The following is an 18,907-nucleotide window of genomic DNA, read 5'->3' on the forward strand; positions in this document are numbered from 1 at the left end:
CTCCTCCCCTAGTACCCAATTCCGCGGAACACGCGCTAGATCGTCAGCACATGCACGAGGCAGATCGGCTTCTTGCCCCAATGTTCGTTCAGCACCGCGCGTACCGCGCGACGTACCGATTCCGCGGTGGCATCGGCATCGCGCCGCCGCGCCCGCGGCAGGCCTTCCACGGTCGATACCACCACATCGAACACGATGTCGTCGAGGGGTTCGCCGGCCGTATTCTTCTCGGGGATGCCGACCAGATCGACCTCGGGATCGTCGGCCAGCTCGCCCTTGTCGGTCATCGCGATCGCCACGAAGGCACAGCCGGCAAATCCCATCCGGCGCCGCTCCACCACGGCGCGCGACTTGGAATCCTCCAGGATCGTGCCATCCTTGTAAATCCGGCCCGAAGGTAGTTGGTCGATGATGCCGGGGTCGCCGGGGCCGAGCTTGACCAGGTCGCCGTTTTTGCAAATCAGGACCTTCGGCACACCCGCGGTGCGCGCCAGCTTGGCGTGCTCGGACAGATGCAGGGCTTCGCCATGCACGGGGATCAGCAGCTGCGGACGCACCCAGGAGATCATGTCGCGCAGTTCGTCGCGGCGAGGATGGCCGGAGACATGGACCAGATCGGTGCGGTCGGTGATGACCTCGATGCCCTGCGTAACCAGGCCGTTGATGATGCTGCCGACCGCCTTCTCGTTGCCGGGAATGGTGCGCGAGGAAAAGATCACGCAGTCGCCCTTGTTCAGGGTCACCTGCGGATGGTCGTCATTGGCAATGCGCGCCAGTGCCGCGCGCGGCTCGCCCTGGCTTCCCGTGCACAGCGCCAGCACCTTGTCCGGCGGGAAATGGCCGTAAAGATCGGCGCCGCGGAAATTCTGCACACCGTCGAGATAGCCGGTTTCGCGCGCGACCTGCACCACCCGTTCCATGGCGCGGCCGACCACGACCACTTCGCGGTCGGCGGCCTTGGCGGCGTCCGCGACCGCCTTCAGGCGCGCGACGTTGGAGGCGAAGGTGGTGACGGCGACCCGGCCCTTGGCGGCCTTTACCAATTTCGTAATGGTGGCGGCGACCTCGGTCTCCGAAGGCGAGCGCCCGTCCCGCACCGCATTGGTGGAATCGCCGACCAGCGCCAGCACGCCCTCGTCGCCCAGTTCGCGCAGACGGCGCTCGTCGGTCGGCAGGCCTATGATGGGCGTCGGATCGATCTTCCAGTCGCCGGTGTGCAGCACGGTGCCGACCGAGGTGTGGATCGCCAGCGCGTGCGATTCCGGAATCGAATGCGCAACCGGGATGAACTCGACGTTGAACGGGCCGAGATGGACACGCCCCCCTGAAGGCACCACCGTGACCGGAATTTTCGGCGGATTGCGCTCGGCCGCCAGTTTGGCCTCGAACAGAGCCGCGCTGAACTTGGTCGCGTAGATCTTGCATTGCAGCTTCGGCCAGAGATCGATGATGGCCCCGAAATGGTCCTCATGGGCGTGCGTCAGCACCAGGCCCATCAGGTTCTTACGTTCCTTCTCCAGGAAGCGGATGTCGGGCATGATCAGGTCGATGCCCGGCAAATGCTCCTCGTCGCCAAAGGAGACGCCGAGATCGACCGCAAGCCAGGATCGCTCGTGGCGGTTGCCGAGCCCGTAGATCGACAGGTTCATGCCGATCTCGCCGACGCCGCCGAGCGGCGCAAAGGTCAGTTCATCTGGTCTAGCCATCAGGCAGCTCCCACGGAGGCCGCCGAGCCAAAATAAACCTCGCCCGCGGCGATCGGGAGGTGTTTGCCTTCTGCGGTCCGCACGATCAGGCAGCCGCTTTCATCTATCGTGTCGAACGTGCCTGCGATCGTCGCAGTTCCGGTCTGGATTGCGACCGGCTCACCGAGGCCGGCGGCGCGCGCCAGCCACAGCCGGCGGATTTCGGCAAAGCCGCGACCATTGTCCCAAATGCCGCGGAACTCGACCCAGGCGTCCGATAGCACGGCGAACAGCTCCTCGGCGCCGACATGGACACCTAGCGCCGCCAGCGAAATGGCTGGCGTCGGCGTGCCGGTGGGGGCTGCGACCACATTGGTACCGATCCCGACCACGACAGCCAGCCGGTTGCCGGCGACAGCTTCGGCTTCGAGTGAAATACCGACCAGCTTCTGCTTCTCGACCAGCACGTCGTTCGGCCATTTCAGCAGGAATTTCAACGGGTCAGAGCCGGCCCTTCGCAGATTGGCTTCGATGCTCACCTGCTGCAGGGCGGTCGCGATCGCGAGCCCCGCGGCAAAGCCCAATGTCGCGGCGGTCGCGGGCGGGACGTCGATGATCTCGAGAACGCTGCTGGCAAGGTTGCCGCGCGGCGCGATCCAGGCGCGCTGGCGCCGTCCCTTTCCTGCCGTCTGCTCTGTCGTGACAAACCAAGTCGATCCGGGCTCACCACTGCGGGCGTGCGCCATGGCCTCGGTATTGGTCGAACCGACCTGGTCAAAGGCGGCGAGACGGTAACCCGCCGATAAGGCCCGGGAACCGAGCGCGAAGGCCATCTAGAAAAGCGACTTCGCCGCGGCCGCGGCCACACTGACCAGCAGCCCCGGATAGACGAAGAAGAAGATCGTGAAGATGCCCGTGATCGCCAGCACCACGCGCAATTCGGTGCGCATCGGATCGAGTTCGCCCGCCGGCTCGTCGAAATACATCACCTTGATGATGCTGAGATAGTAGAACGCGCCCACGACACTGGCGAGCACGCCGACCACGGCGAGCGTGAACAGGCCTGCCTTGATGGCGGCGACGAAGACGTACCATTTGGCGAAGAAACCCGCGAGCGGCGGAATGCCGGCCAGCGAGAACAGCAGCATCGCAAAGACGAAGGCGAGCAGCGGATTGGTGCGCGACAGACCGGCAAAGTCGCTGATCTGCTCCATCGGCTGGCCGTTGCGCTTCATGGTCAGGATAACCGAGAAAGTGCCGAGCGTCATCGCGACATAGATCGCGATATAGACCAGCACTCCCTGCGCGCCTTCGACGGTGCCGGACGCGAGCCCGACCAGCGCAAAACCCATATGGCCGATCGACGAATAGGCCATCAGGCGCTTGATGTTCTTCTGCCCGATGGCGGCAAACGAGCCCAGCACCATCGAGGCGATCGCCACGAACACGATGATCTGCTGCCACTGCGAGACGATGCCCGGGAATGCCGTCAGCGCCACGCGCGTAAACACCGCCAATGCCGCGACCTTGGGCGCGGAGGCAAAGAACGCGGTCACCGGCGTCGGCGCGCCCTCATAGACGTCGGGCGTCCACATGTGGAACGGCACCGCGGAGACCTTGAAGCAGAGGCCCGCGAGCAGGAATACCAGGCCAAACACGAGCCCGATGTTGCCGGTTTTCGCAGCCGCCGCGATGCCGGCGAAGCTGACGGTGCCGGTAAAGCCGTAGATCAGCGAGGCGCCGTAGAGCAGCATGCCCGAAGACAGCGCGCCGAGCACAAAATACTTCAGGCCGGCTTCGGTGGATTTGGCGTTGTCGCGGTTGCTGGCGGCGACCACGTAGAGCGCCAGACTCATCAGTTCCAGCCCGAGATAGAGCATGATCAGGTCGCCGGCCGAGATCAGCACCATCATGCCGAGCGTCGAGAGCAGCACCAGGATCGAATACTCAAAGATCCGCCGCGACGGATCGGACAGGTATTCCGCCGACAGGATCAGCGTCGCGCCAGAGCCGATCAGCGCCAGGATCTTTAGGAAACGCGCAAAATCGTCGACGATGAAGCTGCCGCCGAAGGTCGTGAGCTTGCCGGCCGGCAGCATCAGCTCCAGCGCGCCGGTCAGGATCAGCAGGCATACCGCAAGGCTTGTAACGAGCTTCGTCGTCCCCTCGCCGCCGCGATAGGCGCCGAGCATCAGCAGTGCCATGGCACCCGCGGCCAGCACCAGCTCCGGCAACACCGGCAGCAACTGATAACCTGCACTTTGGAAGCTCATGGAGGCGGCCTTACTGGATCAACGCGGCTGCCTTCACGGCAGTCACGGCGGTGTTGTAATTGTTGACGAGTTGCTGAACCGAGGCCGCCGACATGTCGAGCACCGGCTTCGGATAGACGCCGAACAGGATGGTGAGGAACACCAGCGGGAACAACATCAGGCCTTCGCGGAACGTGAGGTCCTTGATGCTGGCGAGCGCCGGCTTGGTCAGGGTGCCGAACACCACCTTGCGATAGAGCCAGAGCGCATAGCCCGCCGAGAGGATCACGCCGAACGTGGCGAAGGTCGCGGTCGGGATCGAGACCTTGAAGGTGCCGATCAGCGTCATGAATTCGCCGACGAAGCCGCTAGTGCCGGGCAACCCGACATTGGCCATGGTGAACACCATGAACACCAGCGCGTAGAGCGGCATCCGGTTCACGAGGCCGCCGTAAGCGGCGATCTCGCGGGTGTGCATGCGGTCGTAGACGATGCCGACGCAAAGGAACAGCGCGCCCGAGACGATGCCGTGCGAGATCATCTGGAACACGCCGCCGGCCACGCCCTGCGTGGTGCCGGCGAAAATGCCCATGGTGACGAAACCCATATGCGCCACCGACGAATAGGCGATCAGCTTCTTGATGTCTTCCTGCATCAAGGCCACCAGCGAGGTGTAGATGATCGCGATCGCTGACAGCGAGAAGATGATCCAAGCGAAATCATGCGACGCCAGCGGGAACATCGGCAGCGAGAAGCGCAGGAAGCCGTAGCCGCCCATCTTCAACAGGATCGCCGCCAGGATCACCGAGCCCGCGGTCGGCGCCTCGACGTGGGCGTCCGGCAACCAGGTGTGCACCGGCCACATCGGCATCTTCACCGCGAACGATGCAAAGAACGCCAGCCATGCCCAAGTCTGCAGGGAACGCGGCACGGCGGTGTGCATCAGCGTCGGGATATCGGTGGTTCCGGCGTTCCAGTACAGCGCCATGATCGCCAGCAGCATCAAGACCGAGCCGAGCAGCGTATAGAGGAAGAACTTGAAGGACGCGTAGACCCGGCGCGGGCCGCCCCAGACGCCGATGATCAGGAACATCGGGATCAGGCCGCCCTCGAAGAACAGGTAGAACAGCACGAGGTCGAGCGCCGAGAAGGTGCCGATCATCAGCGTTTCCAACAGCAGGAACGCCATCATGTATTCGCGCACCCGAATCGTCACCGATTTCCAGCTCGCGATGATGCAGAACGGCATCAGGGCGGTGGTCAGGATCACGAACGGCAGTGAAATGCCGTCGACACCCATGTGGTAGGTGATGCCGCTCGCCAGCCACGACGCCTTTTCAATGAACTGGAAGTCCGGATTGGTCGCATCGAAGCGCCAGACCAGGATCAGCGAGACCGCAAAGGTCACCAGCGTGGTCCACAGCGCGATCCAGCGCGAGTTGCTTCTCGCCGCGTCGTCGTCGCCGCGGCTGATGTAGATCACCAGCGCGCCGAACAGCGGCAGGAAGGTGACGACCGAGAGAATGGGCCAGGTTGTCATCACTGGCCTCCCAAGCCGAACATGAACCAGGTGATTAGTCCGGCGACCCCGATCAGCATCGCAAACGCGTAGTGATAGAGATAGCCGGTTTGGATCTTCACGACGTTGCGGGTGACATCGAGCACCCGCGCGGAAATGCCGTCGGGGCCGAAGCCGTCGATGACATAGCCATCGCCCTTCTTCCACAGGAAGTGGCCGATCCATTTGGCCGGACGAACGAAGATCAGGTCATACAGCTCGTCGAAATACCATTTGTTGAGCAGGAACTGGTACAGCATCGGGTGCTGATTGGCGAGTTCGACCGGCAGATAGGGCCGGCGAATATAGAAGACGTAGGAGATGTAGGCGCCCACCACCATCATCACGGTCGGCAGGTACGCGATCCACGCCGGGATGTGGTGCATCTCTTCGATGATGTTCGGGTGCATCTTCAGGGATTCACGGAAGAACTCGGCCACGCCGTGGCCTGCGAACAATTCCTTGAACGGGAAGCCGGCCAGGATCGAGCCTGCGGCGAGGACGCCGATCGGGACCAGCATCCACAGCGGAGCCTCGTGAGCGGCTTCATAGTGCTCCTGATCGTGCGGTTCGCCGTGGAAGGTCTTGAAGATCAGACGCCAGGAATAGAACGAGGTCAGGCCGGCTGCGACCACCGTCATCAGGAAGCCGTACATCGCGAACGGATTATGCGAGACGAACGCAGATTCGATGATCGCATCCTTGGAGAAATAGCCGGCAGTGAGCGGGAATCCAGTCAATGCCAGCGTGCCGATCACCATCACGATATAGGTGAAGGGAATCCGGTCCTTCAGCCCGCCCATGTTGCGGATGTCCTGCTCATGATGCATCGCGTAGATCACCGAGCCGGAGCCCAGGAACAGCAGTGCCTTGAAGAAGGCGTGCGTGAACAGATGGAAGATGCCGACCGAATAGGCCCCTGCCCCCATCGCCACGAACATGTAGCCGAGCTGCGAACAGGTCGAGTAGGCGACGATGCGCTTGATGTCGTTCTGCACGAGGCCAATCGTCGCCGCAAAGAACGCGGTGGTGGCGCCGAAGAACATCACGACGGCCTGCGCATTCGGCGCCAGCTCGAACAGCGGCGACAGGCGCGCCACCATGAACACGCCGGCGGTGACCATGGTCGCGGCATGGATCAGCGCCGAGACCGGCGTCGGGCCTTCCATGGCGTCTGGCAACCAGGTGTGCAGCAGGAACTGGGCCGACTTGCCCATCGCGCCCATGAACAGCAGCAGGCAGGTCAGCGTCAGCGCGTCGGCATGCCAGCCGAACACGTCGATGGTCTTGCCTGCGAGCCCCGGCGCACCCGCGAAGATGGTCTCGAAATCGGTGGACTTGAGCAGCATGAACACGGCGAAGATGCCGAGCGCGAAGCCGAAATCGCCGACGCGGTTGACCACGAAGGCCTTGATCGCCGCCGCATTGGCCGACGGCTTCTGGTACCAGAAACCGATCAGGAGATAGCTGGCGAGACCAACGCCTTCCCAGCCGAAGAACATCTGGACCAGATTGTCCGAGGTCACCAGCATCAGCATCGCGAAGGTGAACAGCGACAGATAGGCAAAGAAGCGCGGCCGGTGCGGATCCTCGTCCATGTAGCCGATGGAATAAAGATGCACGAGCGCCGAGACCGTGTTGACCACGACCAGCATGACCGCGGTCAGCGTATCGACGCGCAGCGACCATGCGACCTGCAGGTCGCCTGAATTGATCCAGGGGAACAGCGCGATCCGCGCGTCATGGTGCATGAAGCCGACATCGACCAGCGTGACCCAGGACAGACCAGCCGAAATCATCAGCAGGCAGGTCGTGATCAGTTCCGCTGCGCGCGAACCTGCCGCCGCCGGCTCGGACACGTGGTGGTCGTCATGGCCGTGGTCATCGTGGCCATGGTCGTCATGGGCAGCTGACGCCTGCGCGTGCGCATCGTGCCCATGATGCCCGTCATCATGATGCTCGACGGTGTCGCCGCTCGGGTTGCGCGCATGCGCGCCAAAAATGGCGATCAGGCCGGCCAGAATGGCGCCCAGCAGCGGCAGAAAGACGATTGCCTGAACCATCAACGTTTTCCCTTGCGCATGATCTTGCCGGAAAACCGGCGTCCACTTTTCCGGATCATGCGCCGTCAGCCCTTCATCAAATTAACGTCTTCAACCGCGATCGAACCGCGGTTGCGGAAGTACACCACCAGCACCGCCAAGCCGATCGCCGCCTCGGCTGCGGCGACCGTCAGCACCAGCAGCGCAAACACCTGGCCGACGATGTCGCCGAGGAAGGTGGAGAACGCCACCAGGTTGATGTTGACCGAAAGCAGGATCAGCTCGATCGACATCAGGATGACGATGATGTTCTTGCGGTTGAGGAAGATGCCGAGGATCCCGAGCGTGAACAGGATGGCGCCGACCGAGAGGTAATGTCCGAGCCCGATCGTCATTTCACCCACTCCGCCGCGTCCGCGTCCTGCAGGCCCTGGCCCGCGGCCACCTTGCGCACGCTCATCGCGAGCTCCGGCGTCCGCGCGTTCTGCACGTTGATGTCCTGCCGCTTGACGTTGACCTTGTGGCGCAGCGTCAGCACGATGGCGCCGATCATCGCGACCAGCAGCACCATGCCGGCGAGCTGGAAGTAGTGGATGTACTTCGTATAGAGCACGAGGCCGAGCGCCTCGGTGTTGCTGATATTCGTCGGGATTGCCGCCGTGATGTTCTTGGTCACGGACGGATTGATCGCCCAGCCGCCGACGACCAGCAGAAGCTCGAACACGAAGATGCCGCCGATCACGAGCCCGATCGGCAGATACTGCATGAAGCCCTCGCGCAGTTCGACGAAGTCGACGTCGAGCATCATGATCACGAACAGGAACAGGACCGCGACCGCGCCGACATAGACCACGATCAGCATCATGCCGAGGAATTCGGCGCCCATCAGGATGAACAGGCCCGAGGCGTTGACGAAGGCCAGGATCAGATACAGCACGGAGTGCACGGGATTGCGCGAGACAATCACCATCACCGCCGACGCCACGCAGATGCCGGCAAACAGATAGAAGAACAGCGCGGGAAGGATCATGCCCTCACCTCACCGGTACGGCGCGTCGAGTTCGATCGATTTTGCAATCTCTCGCTCCCAACGGTCGCCATTGGCGAGCAATTTCGCCTTGTCATAATAGAGTTCCTCGCGGGTCTCGGTCGCGAATTCGAAATTCGGTCCCTCGACGATGGCATCGACCGGGCAGGCTTCCTGGCACAGGCCGCAATAGATGCATTTCACCATGTCGATGTCGTAGCGCACGGTACGGCGGGTGCCGTCGTTGCGGCGCGGCCCGGCCTCGATCGTGATCGCCTGCGCCGGGCAGATCGCCTCGCACAGCTTGCAGGCGATGCAGCGCTCTTCGCCGTTCGGATAGCGGCGCAGCGCATGCTCGCCGCGGAAGCGCGGCGAGATCGGGCCCTTCTCGAACGGATAGTTCAGCGTCGGCTTCGGCTTGAAGAAGTAGCGCATGGCGAGAATGAACGCCGATACGAACTCGGTCAGGAGAAGCGAGCGGGCTGTTGCGTTGATATTGATGCTCATAGCGACCTCATTTCGGCGCGAGCCCCGCGAATTGCAGGACCCCGGCGACGATCACCACCATCGCCAGCGACAGCGGCAGGAACACCTTCCAGCCGAGCCGCATCAGTTGATCGTAGCGGTAGCGCGGCACGATCGCCTTCGCCATCGCGAACATGAAGAACATGAAGAACACTTTCAGCGCGAACCAGATGATCCCGGGCACCCAGGTGAACGGGGCGTAGGGAACCGGCGGCAGCCAGCCGCCCAGGAACAGGATCGTCGCCAGCGCGCACATCGTGGTGATCGCGACGTATTCGCCGAGCATGAACAGCAGATACGGCGTCGAGCCGTACTCGGTCATGAAGCCCGCGACCAGTTCGGATTCCGCTTCAACCAGGTCGAACGGCGGCCGGTTGGTTTCGGCCAGCGCCGAGACGTAGAAGATCACGAACATCGGAAACAGCGGCAGCCAGTACCAGCCGAGCAACCCGAATCTGGTGTTCTGGGCCTGCACCACGTCGGTCAAGTTCAGCGAGCCCACGCACAAGAGCACCGTGATGATCACGAAGCCGATCGAGACTTCGTACGACACCATCTGCGCCGCCGAACGCAGCGCGGCGAGGAACGGATATTTCGAGTTCGACGACCAGCCGGCCATGATGATGCCGTAGATCGACAGCGACGAGATCGCGAAGATGTAGAGCACGCCAACATTGATGTTGGCGATCACCCAGCCGAAATCCATCGGGATCACGGCCCAGGCCGCCAGCGCCAGCACGCAAGAGACCAGCGGCGCGAGCAGGAACACGCCCTTGTTGGAGCCGGAGGGAATAACCGGCTCCTTCAGCACGAACTTGAGCAGATCGGCGAAGGATTGCAGCAGGCCCCAGGGGCCGACGACGTTGGGACCGCGGCGGATCTGCACCGCCGCCCAGATCTTGCGGTCGGCAAGCAGGATGTAGGCGATCGCGATCAGCAGCACGACCAGCAGCAGCAGGCTCTGCGCGACCATGATGATCAGCGGCCAGAGGAAACCGGTCCAGAACGAGCTTGCGAAGAATTCAGCCATCAGGTCACGCTCACTCCGCTGCCGTCAGCATTTGCCCGGACGCCAGGCGGGAACATTCCGCCATCACCGCCGACGCACGCGCGATCGGGTTGGTGAGGTAGAAATCCTCGACGGACGTCTTGAACGGCGTCTTGTCGACGCCGCCGCCCTTGCCGGCCAGCGCCTTCACCTCTTCCGGCTTACCGGGCTCGATCTGGTCGATCCGGATCAGATGCGGCACGGCCTTGAAGAGCTCCTGGCGCAGCGCCTGAAGCGAGTCATAGGGCAGCTTCTTGCCCAGCACATCCGACAGCGCACGGACGATCGCCCAGTCCTCGCGCGCCTCGCCCGGCGGGAACGCGGCGCGGTTGGCAATTTGCGCCCTGCCCTCGGTGTTGACGTAGATGCCGGATTTTTCGGTATAGGCCGCGCCCGGCAAAATGACGTCAGCGCGATGCGCGCCGCGGTCGCCATGGGTGCCCATATAGACCACGAAGGTCCCGTCCGGCACCTTGACGTCGTCAGCCCCTAGCAGGAACAGCACGTCGAGCGTGCCGAAGGTCGTCATTTGCGCGAGATTCAGGCTGCCCTTGCCGGCCGCAAAGCCGATATCGAGCGCGCCCGCGCGCGACGCGGTGTCCTGCAGCACACCAAAACCATTCCAGCCCTCCTTGAGTGCGCCGACGTCGACCGCGAGTTTGGCAGCGAGCGCCAGCACCGCCGCGCCGTCATGGCGCGCCAGTGATCCGGCGCCGACCAGCACGATCGGGTTCTTGGCGCCCTTGAGCACCTCGGCGAAGGAATGCTTGCCGGCCGCGAGATCGCCGAGCGAGTCGGTACCGGCGCCGAGATAGTCGTAATCATAGGTCAGGTCGGCCTTGGCGCCGATGACGCCGATCTTGAGCCTTCCCGTGCGCCAGCGCTTGCGGATGCGGGCGTTGAGGACGGCGGCTTCCTTGCGCGGGTTCGATCCCACGATCAGCAGCGCGTCGGCCTGCTCGATCCCGGCAATGGTCGGATTGAAGATATAGGACGCGCGGCCTGTGCTGGGGTCGAAGGCGTCGCTGCCCTGCACCGCGAGATTGCTTGAGCCGCACTTCGCCAGCAGTTCCTTCAGCGCGAACATCTCTTCGACCGCGGCAAGGTCGCCGGCGATCGCACCGATCCGCTTGCCGTCGATACGGCCGGTCTTGGCAGCAATCGCCGCAAACGCTTCAGACCACGACGCGGCGCGGAGCTGGCCGTTCTGGCGGATATAGGGTCGGTCGAGCCGCTGGGTCCGCAGGCCGTCGACGATGTGACGGGTCTTGTCGGAAATCCATTCCTCGTTCACGGCCTCGTTGATGCGCGGCAGGATTCGCATCACCTCGCGGCCGCGGGTATCGACCCTGATCGCCGAGCCGACGCCGTCCATCACGTCGACCGACTGGGTCTTACCGAGCTCCCAGGGCCGCGCCGCAAAGGCATAGGGCTTCGAGGTCAGCGCGCCGACCGGGCAGATGTCGACGAGATTGCCCTGCAGTTCCGAAGTCAGCGCCGATTCCAGGTAGGTCGTGATTTCCATGTCCTCGCCGCGGCCGGTCGCGCCCATTTCCGGCGCGCCGCAGACTTCGGCGGAGAAACGGACGCAGCGCGTGCACTGGATGCAGCGGTTCATCGAAGTCTTGACCAGCGCGCCCAGATATTTGTCCTCGACCGCGCGCTTGTTTTCGGCAAAGCGCGAGGTATCGACGCCGTAGCCCATCGCCTGGTCCTGCAGGTCGCACTCGCCGCCCTGGTCGCAGATCGGGCAATCCAGCGGATGGTTGATCAGCAGGAATTCCATCACGCCTTCGCGCGCCTTCTTCACCATCGGCGAACGCGTCGAGATTTCCGGCGGCTCGCCCTTCGGACCCGGACGGCAATCGCGCACGCCCCAGGCGCAGCTTGCGACCGGCTTCGGACCGCCCTTCACCTCGACAAGGCACATCCGGCAATTGCCGGCGATCGACAGCCGCTCGTGGTAGCAGAAGCGCGGAATTTCGGCGCCCGCGGCCTCGCACGCCTGCAGCAGCGTGTACTCCGGGGGGACATCGATCTCTTTGCCATCGACGATGAGTTTGGTCATTGCGCTCTCAAGTCTTTCCGAGCTTGCAGTCGGGTGGTGTAACGCTTGATGTCTTCAGCGACGCCTTGATCCATTGCTGGGTCTCGGCGCCATAGGTGGCCAGATAGGCCGGCTGCGCCGCGTTCTTCTCGCACAGGAACGGCAGATGCGGCTTCAAATCGTAATCGCAGGAGGCCTGCCATTCGCGCTTTCCCGCGAACGCGCCGATCGCTTCCTCGCACGCGTAGAGGAAGTAGGTGACGAAGCTCTCGTACTGAACCTGCTCGTCGCGGCCGGAAGCCTTGATCTTGTCGTAGTCCGGCTGCGCGAACTTCGGATTCTTGAACGCCAGGTCGGTGTAGCCCAGAAACGCCTGCCGCGCGCTGGTCGCGCGGCTGCCGGTGCGGATCTCGTTGATCTGGAGCAGGATCGCAACAAAGCCGAGCAGCGCCACGGTCGCCTGCGCCATCTGCGCCAGCGTTCCGTATCTCTGCCACCAAAAGCTCGGTTGCGACATGGACATTACTCCGCCGCGACCATGTTTACGGGGTCGCGCACGCCGATATCGTCGATATCGGCCTTATGCGAATACTGATCGATACGCTCTTCGATCTCGTGGCGAAAATGCGCGATCAGGCCCTGGATCGGCCACGCCGCGGCATCGCCCAGCGCGCAGATGGTGTGGCCTTCGACCTGTTTGGTCACCTCCAGCAGCATATCGATCTCGCGCTTGTGGGCGCGGCCGTCGGCCATGCGGGTGAGCACCCGCCACATCCAGCCAGTACCCTCGCGGCACGGCGTGCACTGGCCGCAGCTCTCGTGCTTGTAGAAATAGGAAATGCGCGCGATTGCCCGGATCAAATCGGTCGATTTGTCCATCACGATGACAGCTGCGGTGCCGAGGCCGGAGCGCAGCTTGCCAAGGCTGTCGAAATCCATCGGCGTATCGATGATCTGTTCGGCCGGCACCATGCGCACCGACGAGCCGCCGGGGATCACCGCCTTTAGATTGTCCCAGCCGCCACGAATGCCGCCGCAATGGCGCTCGATCAATTCGCGGAACGGAATCCCCATCGCCTCTTCGACGTTGCAGGGCCGCTCGACATGGCCGGAAATGCAAAACAGTTTTGTGCCGACATTGTTGGGCCGGCCGATCGCGGCGAACCATGCCGCGCCACGCCGCAGGATATCGGGAGCCACCGCAATCGACTCGACGTTGTTGACGGTGGTCGGGCAGCCATAGAGACCGACATTGGCCGGGAATGGCGGCTTCAGCCGCGGCTGGCCCTTCTTGCCTTCGAGGCTTTCCAAGAGCGCGGTCTCTTCGCCGCAGATATAGGCGCCGGCGCCGTGCGCGACATAAATGTCGAACGGCCAGCCATTGAGGTTGTCCTTGCCGACCAGCTTGGCATCATAGGCCTGGTCGATCGCGGCCTGCAGATGTTCGCGCTCCCTGATGAATTCGCCGCGCACATAGATGTAGCAGGCATGCGCGTTCATCGCGAAGCTCGCGAGCAAACAGCCCTCGACCAGAAGATGCGGATCGTGCCGCATGATCTCGCGGTCCTTGCAGGTGCCGGGCTCGGACTCGTCGGCATTGACGACGAGATAGCTCGGCCGGCCGTCGGTGGATTCCTTGGGCATGAACGACCATTTCAGCCCGGTCGGAAAACCCGCGCCGCCGCGCCCGCGCAGGCCGGAGGCCTTCATCTCGTTGATGATCCAGTCGCGACCCTTGTCGATGATGGATTTGGTGCCATCCCAGGCGCCGCGGCGGCGTGCACCCTCAAGGCCCCAATCGTGCAGGCCGTAGAGATTCTTGAAGATGCGATCCTTGTCGTCGAGCATGACCAGAACTTCCCGGGATCAACGTTTGGACTGAGAGTAAGCGAGCCCCGCGGCGCATCCGCCGAAGGTCAGCGCCCACAACAAAGCGGAATCAAGCGAGGCGCTCAGCGCGTAGCGCTGCAGCAGAAAAATGAACGTCGCCGCGGCCAGGGCGTGAAGGGTCATCAACTGCCAGGTCTTCATCGCAGCGGCCCTCCCCGGCCCGCCCGTTCGCAAGATGCGATCGCGCGTCATGTAGTTTCCTTCAGCGTTGTCGGGCCGCCCACCGGCGCCGAGAACTGACGGTCGATCTGCGGTCCAGGCTTTGGCGGATTGCCGGAGGCAAAGCCGTCCAGCACCTTGCCGAAGTTTTCCTTGTTCAGGTCCTCGTAGGTGTCCTTCCAGATCAGCACCATCGGCGCGTTGACGCATGCGCCCAGGCACTCGACCTCTTCCCAGCTGAAATTGCCGTCCTTCGACAGGTGGAAGGGATCGTGATGGATGCGGCTCTGGCACACTTTGATGATGTCTTCCGCGCCGCGCAGGCGGCACGGCGTGGTGCCGCAGACCTGGACATGGGCTTTCTTGCCGACCGGCTGCAGCTGGAACATGGTGTAGAAGGTCGCGACCTCGAGCACGCGGATGTAGGGCATATCCAGGAGATCCGCGACCGCGCGGATCGCGGCTTCCGAAACCCATCCCTCATGCTGCTCCTGCACGCGCCACAGGATCGCAATCACCGCCGACGCCTGGCGTCCGGGCGGATACTTCTCGATCTGCTTCTTCGCCCAGGCGAGGTTCTCCTCGGAGAACGCAAAGCTCGCGGGCTGCAATTCCTTTGGTGCAAGGCGGCGGACGGACATCGTTCAGTCTCTCATTGCGCGCGGGGCTGCGGCTTTCGCATTGAGCGCATTGATCCGGTCGAGCCAGAATGCGCTTGCGGTGCCGAACACGTTGTAGCCGACGTGGGTTGAAACCTTGATGCGATCGAGGATGGAAAGGTCGGTCACGGTTTCAAGGCGATTGCTGCGCGGATCGTAGACGATCAGCTTCAGCGGGGTCTGGTCGAGGATGTAGCGCGACACGGTATGCTGGGGATCGTTGCCGTGCTCCTCGCACAGGATCACGCTGTCGGCCTCCAGCAGCCGCTTGCCGCCCTTCATGGCCTCGATCTCGACGCCTTCGACGTCGAGCTTGATCAGGAATTTTCCGCCGGCCGTAACCTTGCCGTCGTCGATCAGATTGTCGAGCGCGATGACAGGCACTTCCTCGCCAGCGGTCTGGTCGCCGGCGATGCTGAAGGCCTCATGCTTGGTGCCGCTCAATCGCGCAGTGCCGCGCGCGGCGCCGATCGCGCATCTCATCGCTTCGAAGCGGTTGCCGTTGAGTCTCGCGTTGTTGGCCAGCTTCGGGAAATTCTGCCCCGACGGCTCGATCGCGATCGCCTTGTGCGAGCCGAACGGCTTGCTTGAGACCAGCACCGACCAGTAGCCGTAATTGGCGCCGCAATCGAGCAGCGTGTAGTCGACGTCGACCGATTCCCGGAACAGCAATTCGAGTTCGTTCTCATAGGCGAACGAACGGTTGAGCAGCTTGCTCCAGTAGCCGTCGCCATAGGGGAATGCGAATGTCGCGTCCGCATTCAGCCTGACGTCGATGTCGCGCTCGGGCAACGTCCTGCGCAGCAGGTTGGCGCACATGTTGTAGCCGCGATGCGAAAAGTTCGACGATATTTTCGATCCCAGCGTCAGCGCCACCGCAGCCAGCCGCTCCCACGGGTTGGCGCCTTCAAGCGCACCCGAAGCCCGGTCAAACTGGATTGGCGGCTGCGCCATCACCGATCGACCTCTCCGAACACGATGTCGAGCGAGCCGAGGATGGCCGAGACGTCGGCGAGCAGATGGCCCTTGCAGATGTGGTCCATCGCCTGCAGATGGGCAAAGCCCGGCGCGCGGATCTTGCACTTGTAGGGCTTGTTGCTGCCGTCGGCGACCAGGTAGACGCCGAACTCGCCCTTTGGCGCCTCGACCGCGGCGTAGACTTCGCCGGCCGGCACGCGAACGCCCTCGGTATAGAGCTTGAAGTGATGGATCAGCGCTTCCATCGAGCGCTTCATCTCGCCGCGCCGCGGCGGCGCGATCTTGTTGTCCTCGACGACGACAGGCCCCTGCCCGTCCGGCGCCCGCAGCTTGGCGATGCACTGCTTCATGATGCGCACCGACTGGCGCATCTCTTCCATGCGGATGCAGTAGCGGTCGTAGCAGTCGCCGTTCTTGCCGATCGGAATGTCGAAATCCATCTCGGCATAGCATTCATAAGGCTGCGACTTGCGCAGATCCCAGGCAGCACCGGAGCCGCGCACCATCACGCCGGAGAAACCCCACTCCCAGGCTTCTTTCAGCGGCACCACGCCGATATCGACGTTGCGCTGCTTGAAGATGCGGTTGCCGGTGAGCAGCGTTTCGAGGTCGGCGACGACCTGCAGGAACGGATCGCACCAGGCGTCGATGTCGTCGATCAGTTTTGGCGGCAAATCCTGATGCACGCCGCCGAGGCGGAAGTACGCCGCATGCATGCGCGAGCCGGAAGCGCGCTCATAGAACACCATCAGCTTTTCGCGTTCTTCAAAACCCCACAGCGGCGGGGTCAGCGCGCCGACGTCCATCGCCTGCGTGGTGACGTTGAGCAGATGCGACAGGATGCGGCCGATCTCGCTATAGAGCACCCGGATCAATTGCCCGCGGCGCGGCACCGTGATGCCCAGCAACTTTTCCGCCGCGAGGCAGAACGCATGTTCCTGGTTCATCGGCGCGACGTAATCGAGCCGGTCGAAATACGGGATCGCCTGCAGATAAGTTTTCTGCTCGATCAGCTTTTCGGTGCCGCGATGCAAGAGGCCGATGTGCGGATCGACGCGCGCGACGACCTCGCCGTCCAGTTCGAGCACGAGACGCAGAACGCCATGGGCTGCCGGATGCTGCGGTCCAAAGTTGATCGTGAAATTTCGAAGATTCTGTTCGTTCATGGTCAGGCCTTCGGCTCCGCCTTCTCATCGCCGGGCAGCGGATAGTCAGCGCCTTCCCATGGCGAGAGGAAATCGAACTTGCGGAATTCCTGGTTGAGACGGACGGGTTCGTACAACACCCGCTTCTCCTGGTCGTCGTAACGCACCTCGACGAAGCCGGTGAGCGGGAAATCCTTGCGCAGCGGATGGCCGTCGAAGCCGTAATCGGTCAGCAGGCGGCGCATGTCGGGATGGCCGGTGAAGATCACGCCATAGAGGTCGTAGCATTCGCGTTCGAACCAGTCGGCGCCGGGAAACACGTCGATGATCGAGGGCACCTGCGTGGTCTCGTCGGCCTCGGCGCGCACGCGGAGGCGACCGTTCAGCGTCGGGGACAGGAAGTGATAGATCACGTCGAAGCGTTTTTCGCGGCCGGGATAATCCACCGCCGTGACGTCGATGATGCTGACGAAACGGCAGGAGGGATCGTCGCGCAGGAATTTAACGACCTCGACGATTTTGGTCGCGTCGACCGTGATCGTGAGCTCGTTGTACGCGACCGCGTGGGCGCTGGCCGCACCCGGAAGCGCGCTAACAATCGTCTGCCCCAAGGCGTCGAGCTTGCCGTCGTCCATTGACCTGAAACCTTAGCGTTCGATGGTGCCGATGCGCCGGATCTTCTTCTGCAACAGCAACACGCCGTAGAGCAGCGCTTCCGCCGTCGGAGGGCAGCCGGGCACGTAGATGTCGATCGGCACGATCCGGTCGCAGCCGCGCACGACCGAATAGGAATAGTGATAATAGCCGCCGCCATTGGCGCACGACCCCATCGAGATCACGTAGCGCGGCTCCGGCATCTGGTCGTAGACCTTGCGCAACGCCGGCGCCATTTTGTTGGTCAGCGTCCCCGCAACGATCATGACGTCGGACTGCCGCGGCGAAGCGCGCGGCGCAAAGCCGAAGCGCTCGACGTCGTAACGCGGCATCGACACCTGCATCATCTCGACGGCGCAGCAGGCCAGACCGAACGTCATCCACATCAGCGAGCCGGTGCGCGCCCAGGTGATGAGATCGTCGGTCGCGGCGACGAAGAAGCCCTTGTCGGAAAGCTCGTGATTGACCTCGAGGAAGTACGGGTCATTGGCGCCGACCGGCTTGCCGGTCGAGGGATCGATAATGCCGGTCGCGGCCGGTGCGATCACCGGCGAAGACCCATGCGATACGGCGGTGGGGCTCAATCCCATTCGAGCGCGCCTTTCTTCCATTCGTAGGCAAAGCCGACCGTGAGGACGGCGAGGAACACCATCATCGACCAGAAGCCGGTGGCGCCGAGCTTGCCGAAAGCCACCGCCCACGGAAACAGGAACGCCACTTCGAGGTCGAAGATGATGAAAAGGATCGCCACCAGATAGAAGCGGACGTCGAATTTCATGCGGGCGTCATCGAAAGCGTTGAATCCGCATTCATAGGCGGAAAGCTTTTCCGGATCGGGCTGCTGGAACGCGACGAGGAACGGGGCAATCAACAGCGCCAGACCGATCAGGCTTGCCACCCCGATAAACACCATAAGTGGAAGGTAATTCTGCAGGATGCCGTTCATCGGCGGGACCTTTTCCTGCGGTTTCGGACAGCCGCAGATTCGCTGATTGGAATTATTCTTGAGGCTTAGCGCAGCGCAACAGAGGGCGCAAGACAAGCTATTTTTACGGTCTAACCGGCGCTACCGTGCCGTGGACAACTCAGGAAAGCCGGGCGCACCCGCCGCCACCCGACCTGCACTTAGCAGCATTTTTTGGGCGTGCTCCTCGCGCAATCCGTTCGCCCGAACCCTGCTCATGCGCGGCCCATTTGGGTTTACCGATCAACCAACAGAATGTCGGGGTTCGCCGGTC

The 18,907-nt window shown here is 62.9% G+C and carries 19 protein-coding genes; all 19 read right to left on the reverse strand.

From position 1 onward, the window contains the following. Positions 1 to 35 precede the first annotated feature (35 nt). The 19 genes from JQ600_RS11645 to JQ600_RS11735 all read right to left on the reverse strand — a co-directional run bounded on the left by JQ600_RS11645 (position 36) and on the right by JQ600_RS11735 (position 18,615). Positions 36 to 1,706, reverse strand: a complete 1,671-nt coding sequence (locus JQ600_RS11645; protein ID WP_212263535.1) for a ribonuclease J — start codon at positions 1,704 to 1,706, stop codon at positions 36 to 38. After that, positions 1,706 to 2,518, reverse strand: a complete 813-nt coding sequence (locus JQ600_RS11650) for a biotin--[acetyl-CoA-carboxylase] ligase (RefSeq protein WP_212388920.1) — start codon at positions 2,516 to 2,518, stop codon at positions 1,706 to 1,708. The genes JQ600_RS11645 and JQ600_RS11650 overlap by 1 nt, the downstream gene beginning before the upstream one ends. Continuing rightward, positions 2,519 to 3,958, reverse strand: coding sequence for an NADH-quinone oxidoreductase subunit NuoN (gene nuoN, locus JQ600_RS11655; protein ID WP_212489925.1), 1,440 nt, complete (start codon positions 3,956 to 3,958; stop codon positions 2,519 to 2,521). It abuts the gene before it with no gap. A 10-nt stretch (positions 3,959 to 3,968) separates the two neighbouring features. Further along, the gene (locus JQ600_RS11660; RefSeq protein WP_212489926.1) at positions 3,969 to 5,477 is read right to left on the reverse strand and encodes an NADH-quinone oxidoreductase subunit M; all 1,509 of its coding nucleotides are present in this window, start codon (positions 5,475 to 5,477) and stop codon (positions 3,969 to 3,971) included. Further along, the gene (gene nuoL, locus JQ600_RS11665; RefSeq protein ID WP_212388922.1) at positions 5,477 to 7,558 is read right to left on the reverse strand and encodes an NADH-quinone oxidoreductase subunit L; all 2,082 of its coding nucleotides are present in this window, start codon (positions 7,556 to 7,558) and stop codon (positions 5,477 to 5,479) included. Before nuoL ends, JQ600_RS11660 begins: the two co-directional genes overlap by 1 nt. A 65-nt stretch (positions 7,559 to 7,623) precedes the next feature. Then, positions 7,624 to 7,932 (reverse strand): NADH-quinone oxidoreductase subunit NuoK, encoded by a 309-nt coding sequence (nuoK, locus tag JQ600_RS11670; RefSeq protein WP_028162793.1) that lies wholly within the window; start codon positions 7,930 to 7,932, stop codon positions 7,624 to 7,626. Further along, positions 7,929 to 8,567 carry an NADH-quinone oxidoreductase subunit J gene (locus tag JQ600_RS11675; protein ID WP_212263540.1) on the reverse strand — a complete coding sequence of 213 codons (639 nt, stop codon included), beginning with the start codon at positions 8,565 to 8,567 and terminating at the stop codon, positions 7,929 to 7,931. Before JQ600_RS11675 ends, nuoK begins: the two co-directional genes overlap by 4 nt. 9 nt (positions 8,568 to 8,576) lie before the next feature. Then, positions 8,577 to 9,065, reverse strand: a complete 489-nt coding sequence (gene nuoI, locus JQ600_RS11680) for an NADH-quinone oxidoreductase subunit NuoI (RefSeq protein WP_212389026.1) — start codon at positions 9,063 to 9,065, stop codon at positions 8,577 to 8,579. Between the two features lie 13 nt (positions 9,066 to 9,078). Further along, entirely contained in the window at positions 9,079 to 10,119 is a 1,041-nt protein-coding gene (nuoH, locus tag JQ600_RS11685) for an NADH-quinone oxidoreductase subunit NuoH (protein WP_192733448.1), read from the reverse strand. Positions 10,120 to 10,129: 10 nt separating this feature from the next. Beyond that, entirely contained in the window at positions 10,130 to 12,205 is a 2,076-nt protein-coding gene (gene nuoG / locus JQ600_RS11690) for an NADH-quinone oxidoreductase subunit NuoG (protein WP_212388923.1), read from the reverse strand. Between the two features lie 7 nt (positions 12,206 to 12,212). Continuing rightward, positions 12,213 to 12,701, reverse strand: coding sequence for a hypothetical protein (locus JQ600_RS11695; protein WP_212388924.1), 489 nt, complete (start codon positions 12,699 to 12,701; stop codon positions 12,213 to 12,215). Positions 12,702 to 12,706: 5 nt separating this feature from the next. After that, positions 12,707 to 14,032: an NADH-quinone oxidoreductase subunit NuoF gene (nuoF, locus tag JQ600_RS11700; RefSeq protein ID WP_212032190.1), complete on the reverse strand. Its 1,326-nt coding sequence runs from the start codon at positions 14,030 to 14,032 to the stop codon at positions 12,707 to 12,709. Between the two features lie 18 nt (positions 14,033 to 14,050). Then, positions 14,051 to 14,266 (reverse strand): hypothetical protein, encoded by a 216-nt coding sequence (locus JQ600_RS11705; protein ID WP_212388925.1) that lies wholly within the window; start codon positions 14,264 to 14,266, stop codon positions 14,051 to 14,053. Further along, positions 14,263 to 14,874, reverse strand: coding sequence for an NADH-quinone oxidoreductase subunit NuoE (gene nuoE, locus JQ600_RS11710; protein ID WP_212388926.1), 612 nt, complete (start codon positions 14,872 to 14,874; stop codon positions 14,263 to 14,265). Before nuoE ends, JQ600_RS11705 begins: the two co-directional genes overlap by 4 nt. A gap of 3 nt (positions 14,875 to 14,877) precedes the next feature. Continuing rightward, positions 14,878 to 15,846: an FkbM family methyltransferase gene (locus JQ600_RS11715; protein WP_212388927.1), complete on the reverse strand. Its 969-nt coding sequence runs from the start codon at positions 15,844 to 15,846 to the stop codon at positions 14,878 to 14,880. Continuing rightward, the gene (locus tag JQ600_RS11720) at positions 15,846 to 17,036 is read right to left on the reverse strand and encodes an NADH-quinone oxidoreductase subunit D (protein WP_212263546.1); all 1,191 of its coding nucleotides are present in this window, start codon (positions 17,034 to 17,036) and stop codon (positions 15,846 to 15,848) included. The genes JQ600_RS11715 and JQ600_RS11720 overlap by 1 nt, the downstream gene beginning before the upstream one ends. A gap of 2 nt (positions 17,037 to 17,038) precedes the next feature. Further along, on the reverse strand, positions 17,039 to 17,650 hold the full coding sequence (locus JQ600_RS11725; protein ID WP_212263547.1) for an NADH-quinone oxidoreductase subunit C: 612 nt from the start codon (positions 17,648 to 17,650) through the stop codon (positions 17,039 to 17,041). A gap of 12 nt (positions 17,651 to 17,662) precedes the next feature. Further along, entirely contained in the window at positions 17,663 to 18,259 is a 597-nt protein-coding gene (locus JQ600_RS11730) for an NADH-quinone oxidoreductase subunit B family protein (protein ID WP_192733457.1), read from the reverse strand. Beyond that, complete coding sequence (locus JQ600_RS11735; protein WP_212263548.1) at positions 18,250 to 18,615, reverse strand: NADH-quinone oxidoreductase subunit A; 366 nt, start codon at positions 18,613 to 18,615, stop codon at positions 18,250 to 18,252. The genes JQ600_RS11730 and JQ600_RS11735 overlap by 10 nt, the downstream gene beginning before the upstream one ends. Positions 18,616 to 18,907: the final 292 nt, after the last annotated feature.

The organism is Bradyrhizobium sp. AUGA SZCCT0176 (assembly GCF_018130145.1).
GTDB lineage: Bacteria > Pseudomonadota > Alphaproteobacteria > Rhizobiales > Xanthobacteraceae > Bradyrhizobium.

Coding starts and splice junctions, on each gene's coding strand:
- JQ600_RS11645 (WP_212263535.1), bottom strand. CDS start 1,706: ATGGCTAGACCAGATGAACTGACCTTTGCGCCGCTCGGCGGCGTCGGC.
- JQ600_RS11650 (WP_212388920.1), bottom strand. CDS start 2,518: ATGGCCTTCGCGCTCGGTTCCCGGGCCTTATCGGCGGGTTACCGTCTC.
- nuoN (WP_212489925.1), bottom strand. CDS start 3,958: ATGAGCTTCCAAAGTGCAGGTTATCAGTTGCTGCCGGTGTTGCCGGAG.
- JQ600_RS11660 (WP_212489926.1), bottom strand. CDS start 5,477: ATGACAACCTGGCCCATTCTCTCGGTCGTCACCTTCCTGCCGCTGTTC.
- nuoL (WP_212388922.1), bottom strand. CDS start 7,558: ATGGTTCAGGCAATCGTCTTTCTGCCGCTGCTGGGCGCCATTCTGGCC.
- nuoK (WP_028162793.1), bottom strand. CDS start 7,932: ATGACGATCGGGCTCGGACATTACCTCTCGGTCGGCGCCATCCTGTTC.
- JQ600_RS11675 (WP_212263540.1), bottom strand. CDS start 8,567: ATGATCCTTCCCGCGCTGTTCTTCTATCTGTTTGCCGGCATCTGCGTG.
- nuoH (WP_192733448.1), bottom strand. CDS start 10,119: ATGGCTGAATTCTTCGCAAGCTCGTTCTGGACCGGTTTCCTCTGGCCG.
- nuoG (WP_212388923.1), bottom strand. CDS start 12,205: ATGACCAAACTCATCGTCGATGGCAAAGAGATCGATGTCCCCCCGGAG.
- JQ600_RS11695 (WP_212388924.1), bottom strand. CDS start 12,701: ATGTCGCAACCGAGCTTTTGGTGGCAGAGATACGGAACGCTGGCGCAG.
- nuoF (WP_212032190.1), bottom strand. CDS start 14,032: ATGCTCGACGACAAGGATCGCATCTTCAAGAATCTCTACGGCCTGCAC.
- JQ600_RS11705 (WP_212388925.1), bottom strand. CDS start 14,266: ATGACGCGCGATCGCATCTTGCGAACGGGCGGGCCGGGGAGGGCCGCT.
- nuoE (WP_212388926.1), bottom strand. CDS start 14,874: ATGTCCGTCCGCCGCCTTGCACCAAAGGAATTGCAGCCCGCGAGCTTT.
- JQ600_RS11715 (WP_212388927.1), bottom strand. CDS start 15,846: ATGGCGCAGCCGCCAATCCAGTTTGACCGGGCTTCGGGTGCGCTTGAA.
- JQ600_RS11720 (WP_212263546.1), bottom strand. CDS start 17,036: ATGAACGAACAGAATCTTCGAAATTTCACGATCAACTTTGGACCGCAG.
- JQ600_RS11725 (WP_212263547.1), bottom strand. CDS start 17,650: ATGGACGACGGCAAGCTCGACGCCTTGGGGCAGACGATTGTTAGCGCG.
- JQ600_RS11730 (WP_192733457.1), bottom strand. CDS start 18,259: ATGGGATTGAGCCCCACCGCCGTATCGCATGGGTCTTCGCCGGTGATC.
- JQ600_RS11735 (WP_212263548.1), bottom strand. CDS start 18,615: ATGAACGGCATCCTGCAGAATTACCTTCCACTTATGGTGTTTATCGGG.